Consider the following 25,988-nt stretch of genomic DNA (forward strand, 5'->3'; position numbering starts at 1 on the left):
GAATCTCACGCTGTGAGAGGAGCATAAAATGGGTAAGGTAACTGGTTTTCTTGAGATCGATCGGCAGGTAGCAAAGTACCAGCCAGCATCGGATCGTATTCGTCACTTCCGCGAATTCACTCTGCCGATGACGGATGGTGAAGTGCAGAAGCAGGCGGCGCGTTGCATGGATTGCGGCATTCCGTTTTGTCATGGTCCAACGGGCTGCCCTGTGCACAATCAGATCCCGGACTGGAACGATCTCGTCTACAACAACAATTGGGATCAGGCGATCCGCAACCTGCATCTGACCAACAACTTCCCGGAATTCACCGGCCGCGTTTGCCCGGCTCCTTGCGAGGAAGCCTGCACGCTGAACCTCGAAGATACGCCGGTTGCGATCAAGACTGTTGAACAGGCACTGGGCGATAAGGCCTATGAGCTTGGCCATATCGTGCCGCAGCCAGCAGCACAGAAGACAGGCAAGTCGGTCGCGATCATTGGTTCAGGCCCTGCAGGTCTTGCTGCCGCACAGCAACTTGCACGCGCTGGTCACATGGTCGATGTCTATGAACGTGAAAGCCGCCCCGGCGGTCTGCTGCGTTATGGTATTCCTGACTTCAAGATGGAAAAACATCTGATCGACCGCCGCGTCACGCAAATGGAAGGTGAAGGCGTTCGCTTCCTTTGCGGCGTGAATATCGGCCTGGACAAGCCGTTGCGCGGCCTGCTCGATACGTATGATGCCGTGCTTTATTCGGGTGGTTCGGAAAAGCCGCGTCCTGCAGGCATTCCGGGTGCAGACCTTGAAGGCGTGCATGATGCTATGCCATATTTGGTTCAGCAGAACCGTCGCGTTGGCCGCGAGAATATTGAATCGGTCGCTTGGCACGAAGCGCCAATTCTCGCCGGTGGTAAGCATATCGTGGTTGTTGGCGGTGGTGATACGGCATCTGACTGCGTTGGCACGGCTTTCCGTCAGGGCGCTGTAAACGTTACGCAGCTGGACATTCGTCCGCAGCCGCCTGAAAGAGAAGACAAGCTCAGCGTCTGGCCTTATTGGGCCACCAAAATGCGGACTTCTTCCAGTCAGGCAGAAGGTGCAAACCGCGAATTTCAGGTCGCGACACTTGAATTCATCGGTGAAGACGGCAAGCTTACCCATGTGAAGTGCTGTCAGGTCGATGACAAGCGCAAGCCGATTGCAGGCTCTGAATTCTTCATCAAAGCTGATCTCGCATTCATCGCTATCGGCTTCTTCGGTCCGACAGAAAACAGCGTGCTCAAGGAATTGGGCGAGAAACTGGAAATCGCAACGGATCGTCGTGGCGGAACTTCAGTGAAGGCCAATGAGCGTGATTACCGCACCAATGTCGACAAGCTCTATGCAGCAGGCGACGTCCGTCGCGGCCAGTCGCTGGTTGTCTGGGCGATCCGTGAAGGCCGTCAGGCCGCGCATGCGATCGACGCAGATCTGATGGGATCGTCTGTATTGCCACGCTGATTGCAATGATTACGTGATAAAAAAGCCCGGCTCGAAGCCGGGCTTTTTTGCGTCTTAGTTTTGTTGGCGTTTCTTGCGAATTATCAGATAGACGACGCCAAGGAATACGAACCAAACAGGCGTTACTTTCAGAGCAACAGCGGTATCAGGTTCTTGTGCCAGTGCCCAAAGGATGAAGGCGAAGAAGGCAAAGACCATCACAACGGAAGCTCGACCGCCAGGTAGCTTGAAGGTCGACTTTTCATGCAGGTCAGGACGCTTGCGGCGATATTGTATGTAAGATGCCAGAATGATCGACCAGATGAAGATGAAGAGAAGCGCTGAAATCGTCGTAACGATCGTGAAAGCTTCAATGATGCTCTTGCCTGCATAAAGCAGATCAACGCCCGCAAGCAGAAAGATGCACGAGAAGAACAGCGCATTCACTGGTACTTTGCGGCTGTTAAGCTTGCCGAGCAGGCTCGGAGCCAGACGCGACGTCGCCAAACCGTAGATCATACGCGAAGTCGAATAAATGCCGGAATTGGCGCTCGAGGTTGCCGAGGTCAGCACCACGAAATTCACGACATGCGCCGCGATGCCGAGACCCGCAAGTGAGAACATTGCTACGAACGGGCTGGAGTTCGGATCAACCTGATTCCATGGAATGACCGTGATGATGACGAACAATGCGCCAACATAGAAAAGCACAACACGGATCGGGATCGAGTTGATCGCCTTTGGCAGATTGCGCATCGGATTTTCGGTTTCAGCGGCAGCTGTGCCGACCAGCTCAATACCGACGAATGCGAAAACAGCTATCTGGAAACCTGCCACAAAACCGAAGAAGCCGTTGGGGAAGAACCCGCCATGTGCCCATAGATGTTCAACTGATGACTTGGTACCATTTGGCAGCATGAAGCTGGTCGAAAGCATGTAAACGCCTGCGATGATCAGGGCGACGATGGCGATGATCTTGATGAGCGCGAACCAGAATTCAATTTCACCGAAATTGCGCACATTTGGCAGGTTCAGCAGCAGTAGCACTCCAATCAGGCCGAGTGCGGGAACCCAAAGTGCCAATTCCGGATACCAGAAGGAAACATAGCCTGAAACGGCCACCACATCGGCGATGCCGGTCACAATCCAGCAGAGCCAGTATGTCCAGCCGGTGAAGAATTGCGCCCAAGGGCCGAGATAATCGCCTGCGAAATCGGCAAAGGAGCGATATTCGAGATTGGACAGAAGGATTTCACCCAACGCGCGCATCACGAAAAACAGCATGAAGCCGATGATCGCATAGACCAGCAGAATGGATGGTCCGGCGAGCGAGATGGTCTTGCCTGAGCCCATGAAAAGGCCGGTACCGATAGCGCCGCCAATGGCGATCAGCTGGAGGTGTCGATTGGACAGATTGCGTGCAAGATGGGGTTCCTCCTCCCGGTTGTTCTCAACGGGAGGCTTCGATGCAATATTCATTCAGATGCCTCTTATGCAATGCAGCGACGCGCTTGGAGCAATTCCAGTTAAGACTGAATCTTTGGAACCGCGTCTCATTATTTATTTTTACGCATTATCCAACGCACAACCGCTTCGCACTTTTGCTGGAAACGCTTTACGGCCAGATTGGACTGCGCGACCTTCTGATAGACGAGGAGATTTGAAATGTGAACCTCGAGAAATATAGCATTTAGGCTGAGAAATACCGCATATTTCACGGAATTTTCTGTCAAGGCCTGAGAACTTGGTCGCGAATAATCTAATTATTCAGGGGTTTACGCTTTTTTGTGGCCAGGAAAAATCATCAGCGCGACCAGGGGCAGTTTTGTGCTCGCTGAACGGCTTTTTATCGTTCTTCTTGCGAGAACCCAGCGCCCCACCCAACAAAACACCGCTATTGTCTCGATCAATGTCACGCAGACTCACCGGCGCAATGCGGTCTACAGGCTTTGAAGGATCCTGTGTTCCTGCTGCCGGAAGCAATTGTTCGCTATCCTTACTGCCGCCGAACAAAGCTTTCAAAGGCTTCTCTGCGTAGAAGGCAAGCTTGCGTTTGCCAGCAGATGTGGTGTTGATACCGTCATTGCCGCGCAAACGCGCGGTCTGGCCGTTGATATCAAACCCGGTTTGGCTGAAATTACCTTCCTCATCGACAAAGCCATCCCAAACATCGATAAATTTGGCGCCAGCCTTTTCGGATGTGGTGCGGTAGATTTCATTAAGCGCCAGCATATCCTGCGACATGCCGCGAGGACGGAATGGTGGCTGTCCAACCCAGATCAACGGATAGTTCTTATCCGTGATTTCCATCATGAATTTGGAGACGCGACTTTGATATTCTGCAGCCCATTCTGGCGAACGAGCGGCCAAACTCCGCCCTTTGACGGTAATCGCTTGGCGGTCGTTTGACCCAATCATCACGACCACGGCTGCAGGCTTTTCCTCTTCGAGAATTTTACCGATACTTGCAGGCCAGTCAAAATGGTCATCGCGCACAAAGCCAGATGAACCATTGATGCGGCTCACGATCCGTATGTCGGCGCTGGACGCAAAGGCGATGTCCAGCCCTTCCGCGAGGCCATTGCCAATGAAGTCGCCGACAATCAGAACCTTTTTGGCATCGGGATTCTTCTCAACGAAATTCACTTCTGGCGTCGGAGCGGGAGCATTCGCAGATCGCGCAGCCGGAGTGGCAGGCTTGGGCGCACGTTTGGGCTTTGCGGGGCGCACGCGTTGTGGACGTGGCTGTTTATATTGGCGTTGAGGCTGGACTTGCTTTGGTCCGAACAGAAGATCAAAAATGGTGCGGGGCCGTTCTTGTGCCCATGCGGAAGACAAGGCGGTCAGTATCATTGCGAAGGCAACGAGCGCCGTCATTACAACGCTGCCTGCTGAGATTTTGAACTGCCTTGCCTGCATTGGTTTCACCTTCCTGCGTTGAGGATTGTAACGCCCTTCGCCAAAAACAAAAAGGAGCGTACATCCAATGTACGCTCCTTTGCTTTAAAGCGGCTTTTAACGGCGGCGGAGAACCGAAAGCACTTCCGCGCTCGGATGTCCGTCTGGCTGCAGGCCATTTCGCTGCTGGAAAGCTTCAATGGCTTTGCGTGATGTCGAGCCAATCTTGCCGTCGATCTTGCCATCGTAATAGCCGAGCGCTTTGAGATGCGTCTGCAGTTCTTCGCGCTCATTCATCGTGATAGGCGTGAAAGGACGGTTCCAGTCCTGACGCAGACCCTGATAACCACCGATACGATCTGCAAGCAGTCCAACAGCAAGAGCATATTTATCGGCATTGTTATAGCGCTTGATGACCGAGAAGTTCTTGGCCATCAGGAAAGCTGGTCCCTGACGTCCGTCGAGGACTTTCAGTGTAACTTTCTCATTGGCATCCGGGAAAGGACGGCCATTGGCACGAACGACACCCAGTCTCTGCCATTCGGCGGCTGAAAGCGAGCCGGATGGGAACTTGCGACCGGCAGGAAGCACAACTTCATAGCCCCAGGTGCGGCCCGGCTGCCAACCATTGCGATGCAGAAGATTTGCGGCAGTACCAAGCGCATCGGGGACCGAATTCCAGATATCGCGCTTGCCGTTACCGTCCATGTCGACTGCATAGGCCTGATAGCTCGTCGGGATGAACTGGGTATGTCCCATCGCACCCGCCCACGAACCGGTCAGGTGTCCACGGTCAATATCGCCGGTCTGGAGAATTTTCATCGCGGCAATGAGCTGTGATCGGCCAAACTTGGCACGACGCTGATCGGCATAGGCCAGTGTGGCGAGCGAACGGATCGTGTCCATCATGACATCGTCACGCTTGAGGATCTCGCCGTAATTGCTTTCCATCGACCAGATGGCCAGCAGGATATTGCGGTCTACAGAGAAGCGCTGTTCGATGCGCTGGAGCCATGGACCCCATTTTTTAGCCATGCTTTGGCCGACGGCCACGGAATGCTCATTCACGCGATTGTCGATATAGTTCCAGACGGGCTCGTTGAACTCTGGCTGAAAGCGCGCCTTGCGCAGCACTTCAGGATCTGGCGAATCGACGCCCCTGAATGCGCGATCGAACGTCGATGGTGATACGCCATTCTGGATAGCTGTGGTGCGGAAACTGGAGACCCATTTTCGGAAATTAGCATCAGCAAAAGCGCTGCCTGTCGTCAGGCCGGACACGAGCATTGCCACCGCAACGGTCGCTGTAATCTTGGCGCGCATTCCTCGTCCCAGAGTGAATGGAAATCGCAGCATTCTGTGTTTCCCTTCTGCAATCATGTTTCTGCCGTGTCGAACGGCGAGTTGCCTGTCATGCCGGGCCTGCTTCAATCAGATTGCATCAAGTTGTTAATACTATCTAGTGTTGAATTTGGGGCCGACCCTTTTCAGCTTCACATTAGAGGCTTCAGGTTAGCATTTGGTTTACCATGCCGAAATCGTCGAAAAAAATGCAGAAAGTTTTGCGGAATTTTTGAATCAAGTAAGATTAAGGTAAGGTCATCGAATGTGATGAGGGAAAAGGCGGAACTTCGTCATTCCTTAATGAAAACGCCCTATTTGAAATGCAATGGTTTCAATGCTTTGATAGCACAACCGCGTTAGTGAAAAAATCGAGGAGACGAATGAGTTCGATCCGCAAAATCCGTAAGGCAGTTTTCCCCGTCGCCGGTCTTGGGACCCGCTTTCTTCCAGCGACCAAGTCCATCCCCAAGGAAATGCTCACCGTTGTCGACAAGCCTGTCATCCAATATGTGGTGGACGAGGCGCGCGAAGCGGGTATCGAACATCTGATTTTCGTCACCGGACGCAACAAGGCTGTCATCGAGGATTATTTCGATGCACAGGTCGAGCTCTATTCGACCCTGGCTGAACGCGGCAAGACGGCGGAGCTTGCACATCTGCAGGAATTGCAGCCGCAGCCAGGCACCACCAGCTTTACCCGTCAGCAGGTTCCACTCGGTCTTGGTCATGCTGTCTGGTGTGCGCGTGAACTGGTTGGTGATGAACCCTTCGCTCTGCTTTTGCCAGATATGGTGATGCAGTCGAAGAAGGGTTGCCTTAAGGAAATGGTCGAGCTTTATGAGCAGACCGGAGGCAATGTCATTGCCGTGCAGGAATGCGATCCCGAGGAAGCTCATAAATACGGCATCGTCGGCAAGGGCAGTGCGATCGGCAACGGCTTTGAAATCAACCAGATGGTTGAAAAGCCTGCCAAAGGCACTGCACCTTCCAATCTTTACATCAATGGCCGCTATATTCTTCAACCGGAAATCTTTGAACTGCTGAGCAAGCAGGAAAAGGGTGCAGGCAATGAAATCCAGCTGACCGATGCAATGCTGAAGCTTGCCGATGCGCAGAAGTTCTTTGGCTTCGATTATCATGGCCGCACATTCGACTGCGGTTCAAAGTCCGGCTTCATTGAAGCCAATGTGGCTTTTGCCCTGTGGCGCAAAGATATTCGCCCAACGGTCGAGGTGTCGATTGCCGATCTTTTGAAGACGATCAAGCCAGAATAGGCTGAGCCGTTATTCATAACTCAATGAACCCCGCTTTCAGAAATGAAGGCGGGGTTTTTTGTTCAATATAGACGGCAGCTCCTTTGGCATGAAATTCGCTTCCTTAAAACGACAAGGCGAGAGCAACATCGGGACGTGAATGACAATAGCTAATGATCATCTGAAAGCGCTTTCGACGCAGCGCGTTAATGGGCTGGGGCAATTGTCGCTTCAGTTCAAGGATGGCCGTACGCGGATTGCAAAGCTTTATCAGGAGGGGGCAGCCAAGATTCGCATGCCGCGAACGGCGGCTGATCCGCTCGAGGCAATCCTCATCAATACGTCCGGTGGGCTGACCGGGGGAGACCGCCTGAGATGGGATGTGGAACTGAGCGAAAACGCATCTGCTGTCGTCACCACACAAGCTTGCGAACGGATCTATCGTTCAGGCGGCGGTGAGGCTCGCATTGCAACAAGTCTCAAACTCGCAAAAGGCACGCGTCTTGCATGGCTCCCCCAGGAAACCATTCTGTTCAACCAGTCTGCAATCACGCGCAGGCTTGATATCGAGATGGAGAAAAGTGCTGAGCTTCTGGTCGTGGAAGCAAATGTGTTCGGACGTCTCGCCATGGGCGAAACGGTTGAGCGCGCCTTGTTTCATGATCGCTGGCGTGTGCGGCAGGAAGGGCGATTGGTTCATGCAGAAGAATTGCGCCTTGGGCCTGACGTTGCAGAGCAATTGCAGGCGCGCGCGGTAGCAAATCAGGCGTTGGCAATTGCCACGGTTTTGATGGTTTCGGACAGCGCGGGTCGGCATCTTGATGAGGCGCGGATGATTGCAGGTGAGAATGGCGGTTGCAGCATCGTGGACGCAAATCAGGCATCCAAGCTGATTGTTCGGATCATTGCGCGCGATAGCTATGAACTGCGCAAACGGTTGGTGCCGTTGTTGGTGCTGCTTAATGGAAAGGCAGGGCTGCCTAAAGTTTGGTCAATTTAAGCTGGGTGTGGCTGTGCCGCCTTTCATGAAAGACGATTTGGAACAAAGTTATGAATTTGACGCCGAGAGAAAAAGACAAGCTTTTGATCGCGATGGCCGCCATGGTCGCACGTCGTCGTCTGGAGCGAGGTGTAAAACTCAACCATCCCGAAGCAATTGCACTCATCTGTGATTTTGTCGTTGAGGGTGCGAGAGATGGGCGCTCGGTCTCCGATCTCATGGAAGCTGGAGCGCATGTGATTGCGCGTGAGCAGGTGATGGAAGGTGTGCCCGAGATGATCCACGACGTTCAGGTCGAAGCGACTTTTCCTGATGGCACCAAGCTAGTCACCGTGCACGAACCAATTCGCTAGTGTGGTGGATTTGAAGCTCCTGTCATTCGTGTTGCATCCACGTTTAGGAACTTCAAATCCGTAAACCACATGAGATTCAATATTCTACTTGTATGGCTTGGAAACCGAATTTCGGGTTCGCCATACTAGAGCGAGAAGAGCATAAAAGAGGGAATGAACATGAAGAAATCGATACTTCTTGCAGCAGCAATGGCGCTCACGGCAAATCCGGCTTTTGCGCATCTGAACCCTGCTGAGCATGGCTCAATTGCTGCAGGCTTCACGCATCCCTTTTCGGGTGCTGATCATATTCTGGCAATGGTGGCCGTCGGCCTTTGGGCGGCGATGCTTGGCGCGCGCGCGCTGTTCGCTGTACCTGCTGCTTTTGTCGGCGTGATGCTGCTCGGTTTCGTTGCGGCACTCGCTGGTCTTCCGGTCCCGTTCGTTGAGCCGGTTATTCTCGCTTCGGTGGTTGTGATTGGTCTTTTGGTTGCTTTAGCACTTCCGGTTTCGGCTGTTGCTGGTGCCATGATTGTTGGCTTCTTCGCATTCTTCCACGGCCATGCGCATGGTGGTGAAATCGGTGGAGCGGCTTTCCTCTCCTATGGGGCTGGATTTGCTCTCGCGACGATCCTGCTTCATGCCGCAGGCATTGGCGTAGGCCTTGCAGCGGGACGTTTGATGAACGGACAAAACGGACGCCTTGCATTGCGCGTTGCAGGTGGTGCGACAGCGCTTGGCGGTCTCGTGCTGATGGCTGGGTGAGGCGAGCGATGATACCCGGAGAAATCATTACAGTTGATGGCGAGATAGAGCTCAATCAGGGCCAGCCGACGATCACTCTCAAGGTTGCCAATACGGGTGATCGCCCCATTCAGGTTGGTAGCCATTATCATTTCTATGAGGTTAATGCGGCGCTGTCTTTCGATCGCGAACAAGCGCGGGGTTTTAGGCTCGATATTGCAGCGGGAACCGCTGTTCGTTTTGAGCCGGGGCAGGAGCGTGACGTCACGCTGGTGACCATCAGCGGGAAGCGCGAAATTTATGGTTTCCGTCAGCTTGTCATGGGCAAGCTTTAAAGCATTTGAGCCAAAAGTGCGAAGCAGTTTTGCGTAAGATAAAGCGTAAAAACAAACGGTTAGAGCGGTTATAACTATTCAGTCGCAACCGGAGCCGCTCTAACCTCGGAAAAGGGGAATTTCATGCCAGCCAGAATTAGTCGCGCAACCTATGCGCAGATGTTCGGGCCAACGACCGGCGACAAGGTTCGGCTTGCCGATACGGAGTTGTTCATTGAAGTTGAGAAGGACCTGACCGTTTATGGTGAGGAAGTTAAATTCGGCGGCGGTAAGGTTATCCGTGACGGCATGGGGCAAAGCCAGTTGTCACGCGCTCAAGGCGCGATGGATACCGTCATCACCAATGCGCTGATCCTCGATTATACTGGCATCTACAAGGCCGACGTCGGGTTGCTGAATGGGCGCATAGCGGGCATCGGTAAAGCCGGCAATCCCGATACCCAGCCGGGCGTGACGATTATCATCGGGCCGGGTACGGAGATTATCGCAGGCGAAGGCCGTATTCTCACAGCAGGCGCAATCGATTCGCACATTCACTTCATTTCACCGCAGCAAGTGGAAGAAGCACTCACTTCCGGCGTCACCTGTATGGTTGGCGGCGGCACTGGTCCTGCGCATGGCACGCTTGCAACCACCTGCACGCCCGGACCCTGGAACATTGCCCGTCTCATCCAGTCCTTTGATGGTATGGCGATGAATTTCGGCGTGTTTGGCAAAGGCAATGCTTCGCTGCCGGGCGCTCTCGAAGAAATGGTGCTTGCCGGTGCTTGCGGATTGAAATTGCATGAGGACTGGGGGACCACACCGGCATCTATCGACAATTGCCTTGCGGTTGCAGATCGTTTTGATGTGCAGGTGGCAATCCACACCGATACGCTCAATGAATCGGGCTTTGTCGAAGACACGCTTGCGGCGTTCAAAGGGCGTACAATCCACTCATTCCACACAGAAGGCGCAGGTGGCGGGCACGCACCAGATATCATCCGTGTCTGCCAATATCCGAACGTGTTGCCCGCTTCGACCAATCCGACGCGGCCTTATACGGTAAACACCGTGGCTGAACATCTCGACATGCTTATGGTCTGCCACCACTTGTCGCCGTCCATTCCTGAAGACATCGCCTTTGCTGAAAGTCGTATCCGTAAAGAAACAATCGCCGCGGAAGATATTCTGCATGACATGGGCGCTTTCTCGATCATCTCGTCCGACAGTCAGGCGATGGGGCGTGTCGGTGAAATGGTTATCCGTTGCTGGCAAACTGCCGACAAGATGAAACGGCAGCGTGGCTCCCTTTCCGAGGACGCACCGGGTAATGATAATTATCGTGCTCGCCGTTATGTGGCAAAATATACGATCAATCCGGCAATCGCCCATGGCATGTCGCGTGAGATCGGATCGGTGGAAGTTGGCAAACGCGCCGATCTCGTCTTGTGGAACCCGGCATTCTTTGGCGTAAAGCCGGATTTTGTGTTGCTTGGTGGGTGGATTGCGACCGCACCGATGGGCGACCCGAATGCATCTATCCCCACGCCACAACCCATGCATTACCGGCCGATGTTCGGCTCGTTCGGTAAGGCGCGTACCAATAGCTCGATTACATTCGTTTCAGAAGCTGCAATGAGTGCGGGACTGCGTGAGACGATCGGTGTCGACAAGCACATGGTTGCGGTGAAGAATACGCGTGACGGCATTGGCAAACACTCAATGATTTTGAACGATGCGATGCCACAAATGGAAGTCGACCCAGAAACCTATGAAGTGCGTGCAAATGGCGAGCTTTTAACCTGCGAACCGGTAGATGTCGTTCCGATGGCGCAACGCTACTTCTTGTTTTAGAGCGGTTCCCGTTAAGGCTGAATCGTCGAAACCGCTCTAATTATTTTTTACGCATTATCCAACGCAAAACCGCTGCGCAGTTTTGGCTCAAATGCTTCGAGGGTTCGAAATGATAAAAGTAAAATCGATAATCCGCGCGCATGAAGTGATCGATGTCGTGCCGGCAGGTCATGCAATTCTCGAACGCGATGAGCGTCATCTGCGCCGCAAAGCCATTGCGCTTGAGGATGGCGAGAAGATATTCGTCGATTTCGCCCAATCCGTGGTTCTTGATCATGGCGACCGATTGGTGCTGGAAGATGGGCGCGAAATCGAAATTCGCGCGGCCCGCGAGGCGCTTTATGAAATTCGCGGACGGGATGCGCTGCATATAGCTAAACTTGCATGGCACATTGGAAATCGGCACTTGGCGGCACAGATTGAACCTGATCGCATCTTCATTCTGCGCGACCATGTAATCAAGGCGATGCTCGAAGGCCTTGGTGCCAAAGTCAAAGATACGAACGATATCTTCAGCCCATTGCGGGGTGCCTATTCCAGCGGGCATTCGTCGCATGATCATGAACACCACGATCATCATCATGACCATCACCACCACGATCACGACTGATCATAACATAGCATTGCTGCGTCTGATGGCCTGGCTATCGCCGGTTTTTCCGGTCGGCTCGTTCAGCTATAGCAATGGGCTGGAACGTGCGGTTCATGATGATCTGGTCACGGATGTTCAAAGCCTGCAGGCATGGTTGCAATCGCTCGTCACCTATGGCCCCGGCTGGAATGACGCGGTGTTATTTGCCGAAAGCTGGCGAGAGGCCGCTTCAGATGGTGATCTTCAAGAAGTGGCAGAACTTACCGAGGCGCTGGCTGGTTCACACGAACGGCATATGGAAACCATGCTGCAAGGTGCAGCATTTCTGGTGGCGGCAAAAAGGTGGGATCATGCGATTTTCGAGCGTTTACCGTCTGATTGTGCTTACCCGGTGGCAGTGGGCGCTGTTTCCGGTGCGCATGGCATTCCCTTGGCGTCAGCCTTGAGCGCCTATCTTCAGGCTTACTGCATCAATCTTTTGCAGGCATCCATTCGACTGTCTGTCACCGGGCAGAAGGGCGTAACCACCTTGATGGCCGCATTGGAACCAATTCTCATAACAACGGCTGCGCGCGCGGCCCAGTCCACACTTGATGACCTCGGTTCGGCGACTTTCCTTGCCGATGTCACGGCCATGAAACATGAAACACAGTATTCGAGGCTTTTCCGCTCATGACACAGAAAAACGGACCTTTGCGCGTTGGTATTGGCGGCCCTGTCGGCTCAGGCAAGACGACGTTGACGGAAAAACTCTGCAAGGCGCTGCGCGATAAATATTCGATCGCCGTCATCACGAACGATATTTATACGCGTGAGGATGCGCTCATTCTTGCCAAGCATCAGGCCTTGTCGGAAGACCGCATCATGGGTGTGGAAACCGGTGGTTGTCCGCATACGGCAATCCGCGAAGATGCCTCGATCAATCTTCAGGCGATTGCTGAGATGAACAAGCGGTTTCCCGACCTTGATATCGTTTTCATCGAATCCGGTGGCGACAACCTTGCAGCAACATTCTCGCCCGATCTGGCTGATCTGACGCTTTATGTGATTTCAGTCTGTCAGGGTGAGGAAATACCTCGCAAAGGCGGACCCGGCATTACGCGGTCTGACTTTCTCGTCATCAACAAGAGCGATCTCGCACCTTATGTCCATGTGGACCTTGATGTCATGGAGGGGGACGCAGCGCGGATGCGCGGCAAACGTCCTTACGGATTTACGGACCTTCATCGCGGCAAAGGCGTGCAGGAGGTCGTGGATTTCATCATAGAAAACGGTAATCTTTAGAATGCCATGCGTCGACACATGGCGATGAAACTTTTAACGGCTTGCGATGCTTCACTTTTGCGGAAAGCAAGCGCCACATCAGATGTGGTTGGAATGCCTGTCACATCAATATATCGGATGCCGGGCAATCCTACTGCACTGAGCGATTTTGGTGCCAAGGCAACTCCCATCCCAATGGAAGCGCGGCTTGCAATTTCGGTAAAATCGAGTGCCTGCGCACTGATATTGGGCTCAAAACCGGCACTATGGCAGGCTTCGATTGTCGTGCCATGAAAGCCTATATCAGCAGGCTGGCGCGGGGTGATGAAAATCTCGTCTTTTAAAGATGGCAGTTCGATGGTGGATTGGTGCGCAAGCTGATGCGTTTCGCTGAGTACCGCAACCAGCGGCTCCTGACGCACCACAAGGCTGGTCAGACCCGGCAGAAGAAGCGCGGGCCAGCGAACAAAGCCCATGTCTAGAAGGCCCTCGGAAATGCGCGTTAGTTGCATCCGCAGCTCCATCTCGACCAGATTGACAGAAACGCCGGGATAATCCTCCTTGAATTTGCGAATGGTCTCGAACACCACGCCGGAATACGCAGCAGAAGCCACATAGCCGATGGAAATCTGGCCGATTTCACCCCGTCCGGCTCGATTGACCGCGGTCATCGTCGCATCCACTTGCATGAGGATTTTGAGGGCCTCACGGTAAAGCACTTCGCCCGATTGTGTGAGTTGAACGGCGCGGCGAGAACGATCCAGAAGCTGAGCCCCCAAAATTGTCTCCAGGGCCATGATTTGCTGGCTCAAGCCCGGCTGTGCGATGCCGAGTTTTGTAGCCGCGCGTTCGAAGTTTTTCTCCTCAACAAGCGCACAGAAATAGCGCAAATGACGCAGTTCAAAGGATTTTGGCGGTAGAAGCTTGCTGCGTGGATCGGGCATGGCTGGTTCTTTGAATAATTCAAAACAATGGCGGCTTTGATTATTATAATTCATACTTATGAAAAATGCGCTCTTGAATTATTGGATAGACTGAGAAAAGATGATTATTAGGGTCCAGTTTAAATTTTGAGGGGATCAAAGTGAAAATTCTGGCCCGAAACCGCCACGCATTATCGGTTGTCATGCTTTGCGGCGCGACGGTTGCCACCATTGTTGCAGCACACGCGCAGGATACCACGAGCTCCACCGTGCTGGCGCCGATTGTCGTGAACAGCGGTTCGGAAGATCCCACAGCTGCCGTCAAAGGTTATGTCGCCAAAACCAGCATCAGCGCGACCAAGACCGGCACTTCGTTGGTCGAGACCCCGCAGTCGATTTCGGTTATTACGGCGGATCAGCTGAAGGCGCAGGACGCACAGACCCTCGGACAGGCACTTGGCTACACCCCGGGCGTGGTTTCAGAGCCCTATGGTTCTGATCCGCGGTTTGACTCGCCGCTGATCCGTGGTTTCGATGGTCGTCAGGTGCAGTTTCTCAATGGTCTCCGCCTGATGCGCACGGCGGGTGCTTCAGCGATTGATCCTTATATGCTTGAGCGCATCGAAGTTGTGCGTGGCCCGGCTTCGGTAATGTTCGGTCAGGGCAATCCCGGCGGTCTCATCAATATGATCAGCAAGCGCCCGACCTTTGAGAAATTCGGCGAGATCGGTGTGCAGGCTGGCAGCTATAACACCTACGGCACTTTCTTCGATGTGGGTGGCCCGGTTATGGAAAGTGACCAGTTCGCCTATCGCTTCACAGGCATGGTGCGCAAAGCTGGCACGCAGACGGACGACCTCGACAATGATCGTTATTTTATCGCGCCTGCATTCACGTGGAAGCCCGATGAAGACACCAAGCTCACGATCCTCACCAGCTTTCAGCATGACAACCCAAGCTCACCATCGGGGCTGCCGCCACAGCTTACGCTGAACGCAACCAGCTACAGTCTGCCGCGAGACTTCTCTGTTGGCGATCCGAGCTATGATGATTCAAGCCGTAACGTCGTCAATCTCGGTTATGAGCTCGAGCATCGTCTCAATGAAACGTGGACCTTCCGACAGAACACGCGCTACACCAATCAGCGCTGGGATTATACTGCGCTTGGTATGGCGTCGACTGGGCTTGCCAAGGACGGTCGTACCATCAACAGGACTGCAACAGTTCAGAACGAGCGTTTGAACACGTTCAACATCGATAACAATCTTGTCGCCGAGTTCGATACAGGTCCGGTGGAACACAAATTCCTTGTTGGCGTCGACTACCGCTACTTTGACAACAATGCCGGCACCCAGTTCTGGAGCGCGACGCCACTCGACGCCTTCAACCCTGTTTATGGCGGCCCGATCAAGTATCTGACGGCAAAGCCAACCGTGAATACGCTTGTCGATTCTCGTATGACGCAAGTCGGCATCTATGCACAGGACGAACTTGTCTATGAAAACTGGCGCGCGACTGTTGGGTTGCGTCAGGATTGGGCATCGACACGCGGGACCTCGGCCAACCGCAACACCAATATATCGCGACCACTCGATCAGGATGATCAGAAGCTGAGCGGTCGCGCAGGCCTCGGTTATGTGTTTGACAATGGCATTGCGCCCTATGTCAGCTACGCAACCTCGTTCGAACCTGTTGCTGTGTCGGCGACTGCTGGCGTGCTGCAGCCGACCACCGGGAAGCAATGGGAAGCGGGCGTAAAGTACCAGCCAAATGACTGGGATGGTTATTTTTCAGCGGCCGTTTATGACCTGCGTCAGCAAAATGTTCCAAATACCGTCGCTCTGCCCAACGGTACAACCACGACCGAACAGATCGGTGAAGTACAGGTTAAGGGGCTGGAACTTGAAGGTGTGGCCAGTCTAGCCCAGGGCCTCGACCTGCGCACAGCTTATACGTACATGAAAGCGGAAATTGTTGGCGTCAAGGATGACGGAAATCGCCCCGCAAACGTGCCGGAACATGCGGCAAGCGTCTGGCTGGATTATGCCTTCCAGGAAGGTTCAGCGCTTGAAGGTTTTGGTGTTGGTGGCGGTGTGCGTTATATCGGCCAGCGTTATGGAGATACCGCAAACACCTATGATCTGGATGCGCTCACTTTGACTGATGCTGCGATCCACTATCAGAAGGATGGCATCAAAGCGTCGCTGAATATCAAGAATATTGCGGACAAGAAGTATGTCGCAAGTTGCAGTTCATTCGGATGTAACTATGGTGACGGCAGAACCTATATGAGCAAGCTGACATTTACATGGTAACAGACCCGCAGCGCGGATCGATATTCTCTGATTTGAAACTAAGCCGCCGGAAAGCTCTTGGCCTTCTGGCGGCTTTGGCTTTGCCAAATGTGGCGCGGGCCAACCCATATGCACGCATTGCGGCTATTGATTGGGCCATGCTGGAATGCCTGATGGCGCTTGGCGTTACACCAACTGCAGCCACCGAGCTTATTAGGTTTCGCGAAGATGCAGTTGAGCCGCCCGTGCCCGGTTCTGTTGTCGATCTCGGACTGCGCGGCTCACCCAATTTCGAGCTTCTCTATCTGCTCAAGCCAGATTTGATCCTGAGCTCCCCTTTTTACACGCGGCATGAGGATGCGTTGAAATCGATAGCGCCGGTCATGTCCATGCCGTTTTATGTGCGCGGTGAAAGGCCTTATGCAAAGTCGCTCGAGGCTATATCGGAGCTAGGGCGCAAGCTGGACCTGAATGCCAAAGCGGACGAAGTCCTGAATGATCAAGCCAACTTCCTGTTCGATACAAATGAAGTGCTAAAACAGTTCTCTTCACGCCCGACCTATCTCATCAATATAGGCGATGCGCGTCATTTCCGCGCTTTTGGAAATGACAGTATGTTCGGTGATATCCTCGAAAGGCTCGGGCTGCCGAATGCCTGGACCGATCGCTCGCGCTATACGTTTGCGGCACCAGTTCCTTTGGAAAATCTGGCTGCAAAACCCGATGCTCGCATCGTCATTATCTCCGAAATTCCGATTGAATCGCGTAATAGCCTGCGCAACAGCGTGATATGGCAGTCGCTTAAGCCGGTCCGAGAAGGCCGTGTTTATATGCTTGATAACGTCAATCCCTATGGCGGCATAACTGCGGGATTACGGTTTGCCCGGCTTCTGAAAGAAGCCTTGCGGGCAGGTGGGGAGACATCCCTGTGACCATGGGCAAACTCATTTTGAGCGCCGTAATCGGCGTTGCTATTGCTCTTGGATTGTTTCTCTGGAATGCCAACGCCTTTCTTCCATTTGGCGAGTGGCCTGCGCTTCCATTTGATCCGCAAAGTATGAGCACCGAGCAGGTCATTCTGGCCTACGCATTGTTACCACGCGCATCGGTGGCGATTTTTGCCGGTGCAGCTCTGGGGTTGGCTGGTGCCTTGTTACAGCGGCTTTTGAACAATCCAATTGCAGACCCCTCGACCCTGGGTGTGTCGTCGGGTGCGCAACTGGCGATCGTTACTGCAACGCTTTTCTTCCCAACCGTTCTTGATCAGTTTCGGTGGGTGGTGGCGCTTTGCGGTGCAGGCGTGGCTACTGCAATCGTCTTTCTGCTAGGCTGGCGCAATCGGCTTGAGCCGGTCACGATGGTCGTTTCCGGCCTTCTGATCGGCGTCACGTGCAGCGCAATCTCCGCTGCAATGACGCTATCACAGGGCCAGTATCTCATGTCGCTGGTGACATGGAATGGCGGTTCGCTGAGCCAACAGGATTGGTCATCGACCATTGCGCTTGCGCTGCAATTCTTTGTCTGCCTCATTGCTGCAATCATGCTGAGCCGTCCGCTGACACTCGCAGGCCTTGGCGATAGCAGCGCTCGCTCGCTGGGCGTTCCGCTGGCATGGCTTCGCGTGGCAGTTGTTGCGGTTGCTGTGATCCTTAGCGCGAGTGTTGCTGCCAATGTTGGACTTGTCAGTTTCATCGGTCTTGCGGCGCCAGCAATTGTGCGTGGCTTCGGCGTCAGGAAGCCAGGTTCCATTCTACTGGCCTCGCCCTTTGCAGGCGCGTGTCTCCTCTGGATTTGCGATGGAGCGGTGCAGCTTTTCGGAGCTAATCTTGGCGAAACTTTCCCGACAGGGGCGGTTACCGCGCTCATCGGGGGGCCTTTGCTATTGTGGCTTATTCCGCGTGTGCGGACGGCCTCGCCGCAACAGTCTTCGCCTTCGCAAATCGTCAAGCGTGCATCCAATGTGAAACTTGTTGTGCTGCTCGCGGCACTGCTGGTTGCTGCCTTTCTTGCTCTCGCGCTGGCGCGGACACCGCAGGGCTGGTTGCTTCTGACGGGCGAAGACTTCCGTGAGATTTTACCTTTACGCTGGCCCCGTCTTCTGGCCGCCGCCGCTGCCGGAAGCCTGCTCGCCATGGCAGGCGCAGTTCTGCAGCGCCTGACCGGTAATTCGCTTGCAAGCCCTGAAGTGATCGGCGTCAGTGGTGGTGCAGGCATTGGCTTTGCCATAGCGCTCACAATTTTTGCAGCACCGAACAATGCGCAATTGCTGCTTTGCGCGGGTATCGGCGCATTGATTGCCATGCTTGTGGTCTTGAGCTTTGCGAGCCGCAGAAGGTTGTCTTCCGCACGCTTGTTGCTCGCTGGTATTTCGGTTGGTTCGCTCGCTTCAGCCATTCTGAGCATCTTCCTTTCCGTCGGCGATCAGCGCTCTTGGCAAATCCTTTCATGGCTTAGCGGCTCATCGGCCACGGCAACGCCTCAAAATGCGATCTTTCTCGTTGTGTTGACGTTTGGTGTGATTGGGCTGGCATTGCTTGCTTCCCGTTGGCTGACGATCCTGCCGTTGGGACAGACCATTCCGATCTCGCTCGGTTTACCCGTGCGCGGGGCGCGAATGCTCACAATTTTGCTGGCCTGTATTGCAAGTGCGGCTGCATCATTACTGGTCGGCCCTTTGAGCTTTGTAGGTCTGATGGCGCCGCATATGACACGTCGTATGGGCTTTGATCAGGCCCGGTCGCATGTGATCGCCTCGGCGGTACTTGGTGCGCTATTGATGGTGATTGCCGATCTTGGTTCGCGCAATGCGACCTTCCCCTATGAATTGCCTCTTGGCCTTTTCGCAGCTTTGGTCGGTGCGCCCTATTTGGCCTGGGCATTAGGCCGAAAGGGATAGACTGATGAGCACGAAAACGCCGCTCTGGATGGATTTATCAGAGCGCTACGGACTTGTGAGCTGTGCTCTGCATTGGATCAGGGCCTATATTCTGCTCTGGCAGTTCGTGATGATCCTGTCGTGGAAAACTGATTGGTCCATCGCCTGTGCTTGATGGGGTCCGGGGCGTGGGACTGTCGGGTTTCTGACGATTGTGTTGATTGTCGTGCGGGCCGTCTGGGCTTTTATCAATCGCAATCAACGTCCTGCGCATGCAGCAGGCCCCATGGGTAAATTGGCGCGTGTCGCACACAGTGTATTCTATCTTCTGTTGTTTGCCATTCTAGCGCTTGCGCTGTTTCGCGCTTATGGCAGCGGCAAGGGACGCGAGCAGTGGGGCATCAATATCCTGCCAATGGTATTCTTTCGCGAATGGCTCGCCCGATGCGATCCGAAATCAAAGTTTTGCCGCTAGGAAATCGATAAAGGCGCGGATGCGGGCGGCAAGGTGAGGGTGTCCGGGAAAAACCGCATGGATTTTCTCAGGCTCGGCGGGCGCCCATGCCGCAAGCACCTCCACCAGCTGCCCCGATGCAAGATCATCCGAGACGGTATGTTCACCGGTTTTCATCAGTCCACCGTCTTCGATGCAAATGCGTCTAAGAATAGTGCCGTCGCTGCCGAGAAAATTTCCAGAAACCACCTGTCGAACGATCTGGCCGGTTTGGGGAGCAGCAAACTCCCATTCACTTGGCTGGAAATTATAGCGTAGGCAATTATGCGCTTTGAGGTCTTCTGGCCTTTGAGGCGTGCCGTGTTTTTCCAGATAGCCCGGGGAGGCCACCACTAGCCGTCGCATCAGTGTGATGGGACGGGCTTTCAAAGCCGAATCCTTCAATGTACCTGAGCGGATCGCCAGATCGGTGCGCTCCTGCCAGAGATCGATAATGCTGTCGTTGAGCGTTATGTCGAGTTCGACCTCTGGATAAAGCTTCAGAAACTCCGGTACCAGCGGCATGATCACTGTTGCCCCGAAACCAACTGTTGAACTTATCCGCAATGGACCGCGCACTGCCGCCTGCGCACCATCGGTAATCCGAGCTTCCATCTCCGTGAGTTTGTCCAGCAGGCCGCGCGCTTCTGCCAGATAGACCTCTCCTTCCGGTGTGGGGGTCAGGCTTCTTGTGGAGCGCACCAGCAATCGCACCTGCAAGCGATCTTCCAGCCGCGAGACCAGACGGCTTACTGCGGATGGCGTCATGTTGAGCTGGCGGGCTGCAGCGGAAAAACTACCCGTCGCTACAGCACGCGCGAAGACCTCCATTTCACCGAAGCGATTATCCAAACGATCACCTGTGAATCTAATGAACAGCTGTATTCAATATTATCAGCCTTATCATTTGATATCCAGAGAGCGATATGAGGACAACAACAATTTCAGGAACTCCTCCCATGCCTGTTGCTCTTATCGCGCTTACGATCGCGGCCTATGCGATCGGGACAACCGAATTTGTGATTGTCGGTCTTCTGCCGACGGTCGCTTCGGATTTACATATCACTCTTCCACTCGCCGGATTGATCGTCAGCGTTTATGCGCTTGGCGTTACCTTCGGCGCTCCGATCCTGACCGCTCTGACTGGTCGTCTTGAACGCAAGCCACTGTTGCTTGGCCTCATGGCGCTGTTCATTGCGGGCAACATGGTTGCAGCCTCGGCACCAAGCTATGAAATCCTCATGATTGGACGCGTGCTTTCGGCGTTTGCTCATGGCGTCTTCTTCTCCGTCGGAGCAACCATTGCCGCCGATCTCGTGCCTGAAAACAAACGCGGTTCTGCCATCGCCATGATGTTCATGGGTCTGACGGTTGCAATTGTAACCGGTGTGCCGCTTGGCACCTGGATCGGCCAGAATTTCGGCTGGCGTGCAACCTTCTGGGCTGTTTCGGCAATCGGTCTCGTCGCACTTGTCGGGATTGCGGCACTTTTGCCGCGCACCCTTCAAAAGGCTGAACCCGCATCGCTCTTGGATCAGCTGCGTGTGCTTGGCTCAGGACGCCTGCTGATCGTCTACGGCATGACCGCGCTCGGTTATGGCGGCACTTTTGTGACATTCACCTACCTGACGCCGATCCTGCAAGACATTACCGGCTTCTCGGAAGGCTCGGTCAGTTACATTCTAATGTTCTATGGCATTGCGATTGCTATCGGCAACATCGTCGGCGGCCGCATTTCAAATGACAATCCGGTTCGTGCACTGACCGTACTGTTTGTGTTGCAGGCGATTGTGCTGGTGCTGTTCAGTTTCAGCGCGGTTTCGCCACACTTCACGCTGATTACACTTGCCGCTCTCGGCTTCCTGCAATTCGCGAATGTTCCTGGCCTGCAGCTCTATGTCGTGCAGCTCGCCAAGGAACACCGTCCCGGTGCTGTCGACGTCGCTTCTGCACTTAATATTGCTGCCTTCAATCTGGGCATCGCGCTTGGCGCCTGGCTCGGAGGTCTCGTGGTGGAAAGCCAGCTTGGCCTCATAGCCACCCCATGGGTTGGTGCAATTCTGGTTGGCGGTGCTTTGGTTCTTACCATCCTAAGCGGCGTGCTTGATCGCCGTTGCGAACCCCGTATTGCGACCGCATAAAAATCAAAGGAAAAACAAATAAATGCATAACGTAACAACAAATGGTGCCACCATCCCCGCCCTCGGCCTAGGCACTTTCCGTATGCCTGGCGAGGATGTACTTCGCATCGTCCCAGACGCGCTCAAGGCTGGCTTCCGGCATGTCGATACCGCGCAGATTTATGGCAATGAAGCCGAAGTCGGTGAAGCAATTGCGACGTCCGGCATCCAGCGCGGTGAAATTTTCCTGACCACAAAAGTCTGGGTCGATAATTACAAGCACGATGCTTTCATCGCGTCTGTTGATGAAAGCCTTGCCAAGCTCAAGACCGATTATGTTGATCTGCTGCTTCTGCATTGGCCTAATAAGGCTGTGTCGCTCGCCGAGCAGATCGGTGCGCTCAACGAAGTCGCAAAGGCTGGCAAGGTCCGTCACATCGGGGTGTCGAACTTCAACACTGTACTGATGGCAGAAGCAAAGGCGCTGTCCGATCTGCCGCTGGTGACGAACCAGATCGAATATCACCCGTATTTGAGCCAGCGTGCCGTGATTGAAGCGGCTCATGCTGCCGGAATGTCGATCACCGGCTATTATGCGATGGCCGACGGCAAAGTGTTTAGCGATGCAGTCCTCAAGGACATCGCTGCAGCGCACGGAAAATCGGTCGCGCAGGTGGTTCTTCGCTGGCTGGTCCAGCAGGATAATGTGATATCGCTGTCCAAGACGGTTAGCGAGGCACGAATTCGGGAAAATCTAGCCATTTTCGACTTTGCATTAACTGAGCCGGAAATGCAGGCGATCCACGCGCTTGCCAAGCCCGATGGACGCATTGTCAGCCCGGACGGGCTCGCCCCTCAGTGGGACTAAATACAGTAAGGACGGCGAAAGCCGTCCTTTTTCTTGTTCGGGTTTAGCGCTGCACTTTCATGCCGAGATAAATGCTGTTGGCATGATATTCACGATACGAGACCTGGCTGGTCTGGAACTCATGACGCAGTCGCGCATCAAAGCCGACAAAACGATTGATCCAGTAAGTCGCGCCGACTTGAGCGCCGATTGTATAGTCGGTACCGGTGCCATCCTTGTTGTCGCGGACATTAAGATCGAGCTTACCGTTGAAGCTCAGGTCTGAACGCACCTTCCGCGTGACTTCGAGGCTCGCAAAGTGCAGAAGCGCACCGGAAACGCCAGGTGTCGTAGAGGTATCGACCGTGGTTTGCGCATAAAGCTGCACATCAGTTCCGCGTAAAGGCGACCAGTTGATCGAAGCTGCAAGCGATGGGCCACTGACATCGCTCAGTCGGGAATCATCGCTATTGGCGCGCATGAAGCCAGCGGAAAATTCACCGTTGAACTTTTCACCCCGGTCGAACATCAATCCGCCGCGCACCGCATATTGTGAGCCACTGCGTTCATAGCCGTTGCTGTCCTGGCGTTCATCGAACATGCGCTTGCCCAGCTCAACTTCGGCAAAGGGCTTGAGTGCGGGGGAAATGGCAAAGCCACCGCGCAGCGTTATGCTGGCATAGGTGTTGTCGCGATCTTTCTGATTGACGGTGCCACCCGAAGATAGTTCTGCATCGCCATACATTTCATGCTCGACGCGTCCCGTTGCGCGACCAAAAAGCAAGCCGGTGTCGCGTTCGATACCAATGCTACCATTGATGGTGTGAACAAGCGGACGTTTGAGAGCATCGGTTACACCGTTCGGGCTTGATGCACTTTCGCGGCGCAGTTTGTAGCCTGCGCCCGCATTGACTGTTGTCTGGTCACTAAGATCAAAGCGAAGATTGCCCTGAACATCGACGCGGGGCTCGGACACGTCCTGACCAGAGATCGACTTGCTCAAAGTACCCGAAGCATTCAGCGTTGCCTGATGACGCCCCCAATCGGATTCTGCATTGAGGCGCAACGTTGTTTCTGAGAGGATGGCGCTCGAACCAGTTGAGCTGTTATCGCCATTTGTTGTGGCGCGAATGCCCTGTTCAATTGTCGGGCGCAGCACGAATGTGCCTACTCGAACACCTAAGGGTGCAAAGGGATCAGCTTCAGGTGTTGCACGGCGACCTTGCTCTGGAATGGCGGGCAGGTTTTCGCGGCGTGCGCGACCGGTGTCATTCTGTTCTTCCGTTGTAACAGCACCGACGCGCATATTGTCCGTCGAAAGGAAGGGCTGAGTTTCCTCGTCTTCAACTGGTGCTGCCTGTGCTGGTTCGGTGGACTGTGGCTGGGCAGTGCTGTCGGCAGGTGGCGTATAGGAACTATCCGCGAAATCAGCTGATGCGGGCGCGTTCGGGTCGACTGGGTCAATATCGTGATTTGCGGTCTGGTCGGGTGAAGAAACGGAGAGGTTGTCTTCGTCCATGCTGCCACGCAGTTGGGTATCCTGAGAAAAGGCCGTCGAATTGCTGATTGCCAAAGCACACCCAGCCAGCAGCAGGCATCGCAACCTGCGGGCAAAAGGCGATGATCCGCCGGATGGGGAATTGGCAAAAAGCATATTGTCTTCAAACCGTTGCAACGTGGTAAGTGAACGGTAAACGGACATGGTTAATTCTTTATTGATAATTGCCTCTTGAGTGTTGGTAATGTGCGGCAACAAAAGCTTGGACAAGCAGCAATGAAGGCGCTAACCGTTTGCGTCATGACAAAGCTCGACACGACACAAGAAGCCGCGCCTGCGGAGGATTTGATTGCCTCGGCTCTGCGTACGATCCGGACCGAAAATGCAGGCCTTGTGGCGCTCGAAGAAGCGCTGAACAATGGCCTCTCTGCCCCGTTCGCGGAAGCAGTCAGGACGATTGTTGCCTCAAAGGGCCGTCTGGTTGTTACTGGCGTTGGCAAAAGCGGCCATATCGGCACCAAGCTTGCTGCCACGTTTGCCTCCACCGGGACATCGGCCTTCTTTGTGCATTCGGCAGAAGCCAACCACGGTGATCTTGGGATGGTTGGCCGTGATGATGTGATCCTCGCCCTTTCATGGTCGGGCGAAACGGCTGAACTCAAAGGCATTGTCAATTATTCGCAACGCTTCCGCATTCCGCTGATCGCCATTACGGCGGGCGAAGAATCGGCGCTTGGAAGAGCTGCAAATGTTGCTTTGATTTTACCAAAGGCACAGGAAGCCTGTCCGCATGGTTTGGCTCCGACGACATCGACAATGATGCAGCTTGCCATTGGTGATGCATTGGCCATAGCACTTCTTGAAGCACGCGGTTTCAGCCCGACAGATTTCAAGACTTTCCATCCGGGCGGTTCGCTTGGTGCGAGTCTTACCCATGTTCGCGAGATCATGCATAAGGGCGAACGTCTGCCGCTGGTCACAGTGGGCACATTGATGCCAGATGCCATGAAGGTTCAGGCTCAAAAGAGCTTTGGCTGCGTGATTGTCGTCAACGACGACGGTACGTTGGCTGGAATTGTCACCGATGGTGATATTTCGCGCAATCTGAGCCGCAATCTCTCGGAACTTTCTGTCAATGATATCATGACACGCAAGCCCCGAACGGTAGATCAGAATCTGCTTGCTAGCGCTGCCTTAAGCATACTCAACGAGCACCATATTGGTGCACTGATTGTGGTTGAAGACAATCGACCGATTGGCCTCGTGCACTTCCATGATCTGCTGCGCATTGGGGTGGCTTGAAGGTTGGGGGAATAGGGCAGTAAGGGAAGAGGCCAGTATGTTTTACTGTGGATGCGATCACATCCCGTGCATTAAACCACAGGCTGGATTCTTATCCTTACTGCCTTAAATCGCCACTTCAACTTCGAGAGTAATTGGATCAAATGACACGACCCGCACTTCTGTGCCTGCGGGGAGGTCAGGGCCTCTGACGCGCCATGTCGTGTCGTTGATATGGATACGCCCGCGTCCATTGACGATAGGTTCATTCAAAGTCGCACGCTGACCGACAAGCTGGTCGCCACGACGGTTGAGCAGCGGCTCTTCCTGCTGATCATTGAAGCCGAAAAAGCGTCGGCCTGCCAGCACGAACGAAATGGCGAGAATGAGAAACAGCACAGTCTGCACTTGCCAGCCAAAGCCGATTATTGAGCCGAGCAGGAAGGCGAGCCCACCTGTGACAAGGGCGGCAAGGCCGAACCAGATGAAGAAAAAGCCGGGCGCCATAATTTCCAGAATGAGCAGGACAAGTCCTAAAACGAACCAGCCCCAAAGCCCAAGCTGTGACAGGAAATGAATAATCATGACGCCCTGCCTG

25 protein-coding genes are annotated in these 25,988 nt (G+C 54.1%); 18 read left to right on the forward strand and 7 right to left on the reverse strand.

Going from position 1 to position 25,988, the window contains the following annotated elements; genetic code table 11:
- Window positions 1-28: 28 nt before the first annotated feature.
- Window positions 29-1,483 (forward strand): glutamate synthase subunit beta, encoded by a 1,455-nt coding sequence (locus CES85_RS07880; protein WP_095445361.1) that lies wholly within the window; start codon window positions 29-31, stop codon window positions 1,481-1,483.
- 54 nt (window positions 1,484-1,537) lie between these two features.
- On the opposite strand, the gene CES85_RS07885 is transcribed toward CES85_RS07880, so the two are convergent.
- From CES85_RS07885 to CES85_RS07895, 3 genes are all read right to left on the reverse strand, one after another.
- Entirely contained in the window at window positions 1,538-2,941 is a 1,404-nt protein-coding gene (locus CES85_RS07885; protein ID WP_095445362.1) for an amino acid permease, read from the reverse strand.
- 288 nt (window positions 2,942-3,229) lie between these two features.
- Window positions 3,230-4,381, reverse strand: coding sequence for an SGNH/GDSL hydrolase family protein (locus CES85_RS07890; protein WP_095445363.1), 1,152 nt, complete (start codon window positions 4,379-4,381; stop codon window positions 3,230-3,232).
- 96 nt (window positions 4,382-4,477) lie between these two features.
- Window positions 4,478-5,716, reverse strand: coding sequence for a lytic murein transglycosylase (locus CES85_RS07895; RefSeq protein ID WP_095445364.1), 1,239 nt, complete (start codon window positions 5,714-5,716; stop codon window positions 4,478-4,480).
- A gap of 368 nt (window positions 5,717-6,084) precedes the next feature.
- Here CES85_RS07895 and galU point away from each other — a divergent pair, with 368 nt between their 5' ends.
- The 9 genes from galU (at window position 6,085) to ureG (ending at window position 13,080) form a co-directional block, all read left to right on the forward strand.
- The gene (gene galU, locus CES85_RS07900) at window positions 6,085-6,978 is read left to right on the forward strand and encodes a UTP--glucose-1-phosphate uridylyltransferase GalU (RefSeq protein WP_095445365.1); all 894 of its coding nucleotides are present in this window, start codon (window positions 6,085-6,087) and stop codon (window positions 6,976-6,978) included.
- A 139-nt stretch (window positions 6,979-7,117) separates the two neighbouring features.
- Window positions 7,118-7,957, forward strand: coding sequence for an urease accessory protein UreD (locus CES85_RS07905; protein WP_095445366.1), 840 nt, complete (start codon window positions 7,118-7,120; stop codon window positions 7,955-7,957).
- Between the two features lie 50 nt (window positions 7,958-8,007).
- Window positions 8,008-8,310 (forward strand): urease subunit gamma, encoded by a 303-nt coding sequence (locus CES85_RS07910; RefSeq protein WP_095445367.1) that lies wholly within the window; start codon window positions 8,008-8,010, stop codon window positions 8,308-8,310.
- A 159-nt stretch (window positions 8,311-8,469) separates the two neighbouring features.
- Window positions 8,470-9,054 carry a HupE/UreJ family protein gene (locus CES85_RS07915; RefSeq protein ID WP_095445368.1) on the forward strand — a complete coding sequence of 195 codons (585 nt, stop codon included), beginning with the start codon at window positions 8,470-8,472 and terminating at the stop codon, window positions 9,052-9,054.
- Between the two features lie 8 nt (window positions 9,055-9,062).
- A complete protein-coding gene (locus CES85_RS07920) occupies window positions 9,063-9,368 on the forward strand; it encodes an urease subunit beta (RefSeq protein ID WP_095445369.1) in 306 nt (101 codons plus the stop codon).
- A 123-nt stretch (window positions 9,369-9,491) separates the two neighbouring features.
- Window positions 9,492-11,204: an urease subunit alpha gene (gene ureC / locus CES85_RS07925; RefSeq protein ID WP_095445370.1), complete on the forward strand. Its 1,713-nt coding sequence runs from the start codon at window positions 9,492-9,494 to the stop codon at window positions 11,202-11,204.
- A gap of 109 nt (window positions 11,205-11,313) precedes the next feature.
- Window positions 11,314-11,814 carry an urease accessory protein UreE gene (gene ureE, locus CES85_RS07930; protein ID WP_095445759.1) on the forward strand — a complete coding sequence of 167 codons (501 nt, stop codon included), beginning with the start codon at window positions 11,314-11,316 and terminating at the stop codon, window positions 11,812-11,814.
- Window positions 11,786-12,472 (forward strand): urease accessory protein UreF, encoded by a 687-nt coding sequence (locus CES85_RS07935; protein ID WP_095445371.1) that lies wholly within the window; start codon window positions 11,786-11,788, stop codon window positions 12,470-12,472. Before ureE ends, CES85_RS07935 begins: the two co-directional genes overlap by 29 nt.
- A complete protein-coding gene (gene ureG, locus CES85_RS07940; protein WP_095445372.1) occupies window positions 12,469-13,080 on the forward strand; it encodes an urease accessory protein UreG in 612 nt (203 codons plus the stop codon). The genes CES85_RS07935 and ureG overlap by 4 nt, the downstream gene beginning before the upstream one ends.
- Here ureG and CES85_RS07945 read toward each other — a convergent pair.
- On the reverse strand, window positions 13,077-14,003 hold the full coding sequence (locus CES85_RS07945) for a LysR family transcriptional regulator (protein WP_095445760.1): 927 nt from the start codon (window positions 14,001-14,003) through the stop codon (window positions 13,077-13,079). The two genes, ureG and CES85_RS07945, sit on opposite strands and share 4 nt — an antisense overlap.
- Window positions 14,004-14,185: 182 nt before the next feature.
- Between CES85_RS07945 and CES85_RS07950 the strand changes: the two genes are divergently transcribed.
- The 5 genes from CES85_RS07950 to CES85_RS07965 all read left to right on the forward strand — a co-directional run bounded on the left by CES85_RS07950 (window position 14,186) and on the right by CES85_RS07965 (window position 19,626).
- Window positions 14,186-16,297: a TonB-dependent siderophore receptor gene (locus CES85_RS07950; protein WP_244923252.1), complete on the forward strand. Its 2,112-nt coding sequence runs from the start codon at window positions 14,186-14,188 to the stop codon at window positions 16,295-16,297.
- Complete coding sequence (locus CES85_RS07955) at window positions 16,291-17,208, forward strand: iron-siderophore ABC transporter substrate-binding protein (protein ID WP_095445374.1); 918 nt, start codon at window positions 16,291-16,293, stop codon at window positions 17,206-17,208. The genes CES85_RS07950 and CES85_RS07955 overlap by 7 nt, the downstream gene beginning before the upstream one ends.
- Window positions 17,205-19,172 (forward strand): Fe(3+)-hydroxamate ABC transporter permease FhuB, encoded by a 1,968-nt coding sequence (gene fhuB / locus CES85_RS07960; RefSeq protein ID WP_095445375.1) that lies wholly within the window; start codon window positions 17,205-17,207, stop codon window positions 19,170-19,172. Before CES85_RS07955 ends, fhuB begins: the two co-directional genes overlap by 4 nt.
- Before the next feature lie 4 nt (window positions 19,173-19,176).
- Complete coding sequence (locus tag CES85_RS27115) at window positions 19,177-19,326, forward strand: hypothetical protein (protein ID WP_157743434.1); 150 nt, start codon at window positions 19,177-19,179, stop codon at window positions 19,324-19,326.
- A gap of 111 nt (window positions 19,327-19,437) precedes the next feature.
- On the forward strand, window positions 19,438-19,626 hold the full coding sequence (locus tag CES85_RS07965; RefSeq protein WP_157743435.1) for a hypothetical protein: 189 nt from the start codon (window positions 19,438-19,440) through the stop codon (window positions 19,624-19,626).
- Here the strand turns inward: CES85_RS07965 and CES85_RS07970 are convergent.
- Complete coding sequence (locus tag CES85_RS07970; protein ID WP_167388259.1) at window positions 19,609-20,496, reverse strand: LysR family transcriptional regulator; 888 nt, start codon at window positions 20,494-20,496, stop codon at window positions 19,609-19,611. The genes CES85_RS07965 and CES85_RS07970 overlap by 18 nt on opposite strands.
- A gap of 107 nt (window positions 20,497-20,603) precedes the next feature.
- Here CES85_RS07970 and CES85_RS07975 point away from each other — a divergent pair, with 107 nt between their 5' ends.
- Window positions 20,604-21,785 carry an MFS transporter gene (locus CES85_RS07975; protein WP_095445378.1) on the forward strand — a complete coding sequence of 394 codons (1,182 nt, stop codon included), beginning with the start codon at window positions 20,604-20,606 and terminating at the stop codon, window positions 21,783-21,785.
- Between the two features lie 22 nt (window positions 21,786-21,807).
- Window positions 21,808-22,632, forward strand: coding sequence for an aldo/keto reductase (locus CES85_RS07980; RefSeq protein ID WP_095445379.1), 825 nt, complete (start codon window positions 21,808-21,810; stop codon window positions 22,630-22,632).
- 43 nt (window positions 22,633-22,675) lie between these two features.
- On the opposite strand, the gene CES85_RS07985 is transcribed toward CES85_RS07980, so the two are convergent.
- A complete protein-coding gene (locus CES85_RS07985; protein WP_095445380.1) occupies window positions 22,676-24,265 on the reverse strand; it encodes an outer membrane beta-barrel protein in 1,590 nt (529 codons plus the stop codon).
- Window positions 24,266-24,409: 144 nt separating this feature from the next.
- Here CES85_RS07985 and CES85_RS07990 point away from each other — a divergent pair, with 144 nt between their 5' ends.
- Window positions 24,410-25,411: a KpsF/GutQ family sugar-phosphate isomerase gene (locus tag CES85_RS07990; protein ID WP_095445761.1), complete on the forward strand. Its 1,002-nt coding sequence runs from the start codon at window positions 24,410-24,412 to the stop codon at window positions 25,409-25,411.
- Between the two features lie 105 nt (window positions 25,412-25,516).
- Here the strand turns inward: CES85_RS07990 and CES85_RS07995 are convergent, their stop codons facing one another.
- On the reverse strand, window positions 25,517-25,975 hold the full coding sequence (locus CES85_RS07995) for an NfeD family protein (protein WP_095445381.1): 459 nt from the start codon (window positions 25,973-25,975) through the stop codon (window positions 25,517-25,519).
- Window positions 25,976-25,988: the final 13 nt, after the last annotated feature.

Origin of the sequence: Ochrobactrum quorumnocens, assembly GCF_002278035.1 — a bacterium.
Lineage (GTDB): Bacteria > Pseudomonadota > Alphaproteobacteria > Rhizobiales > Rhizobiaceae > Brucella > Brucella quorumnocens.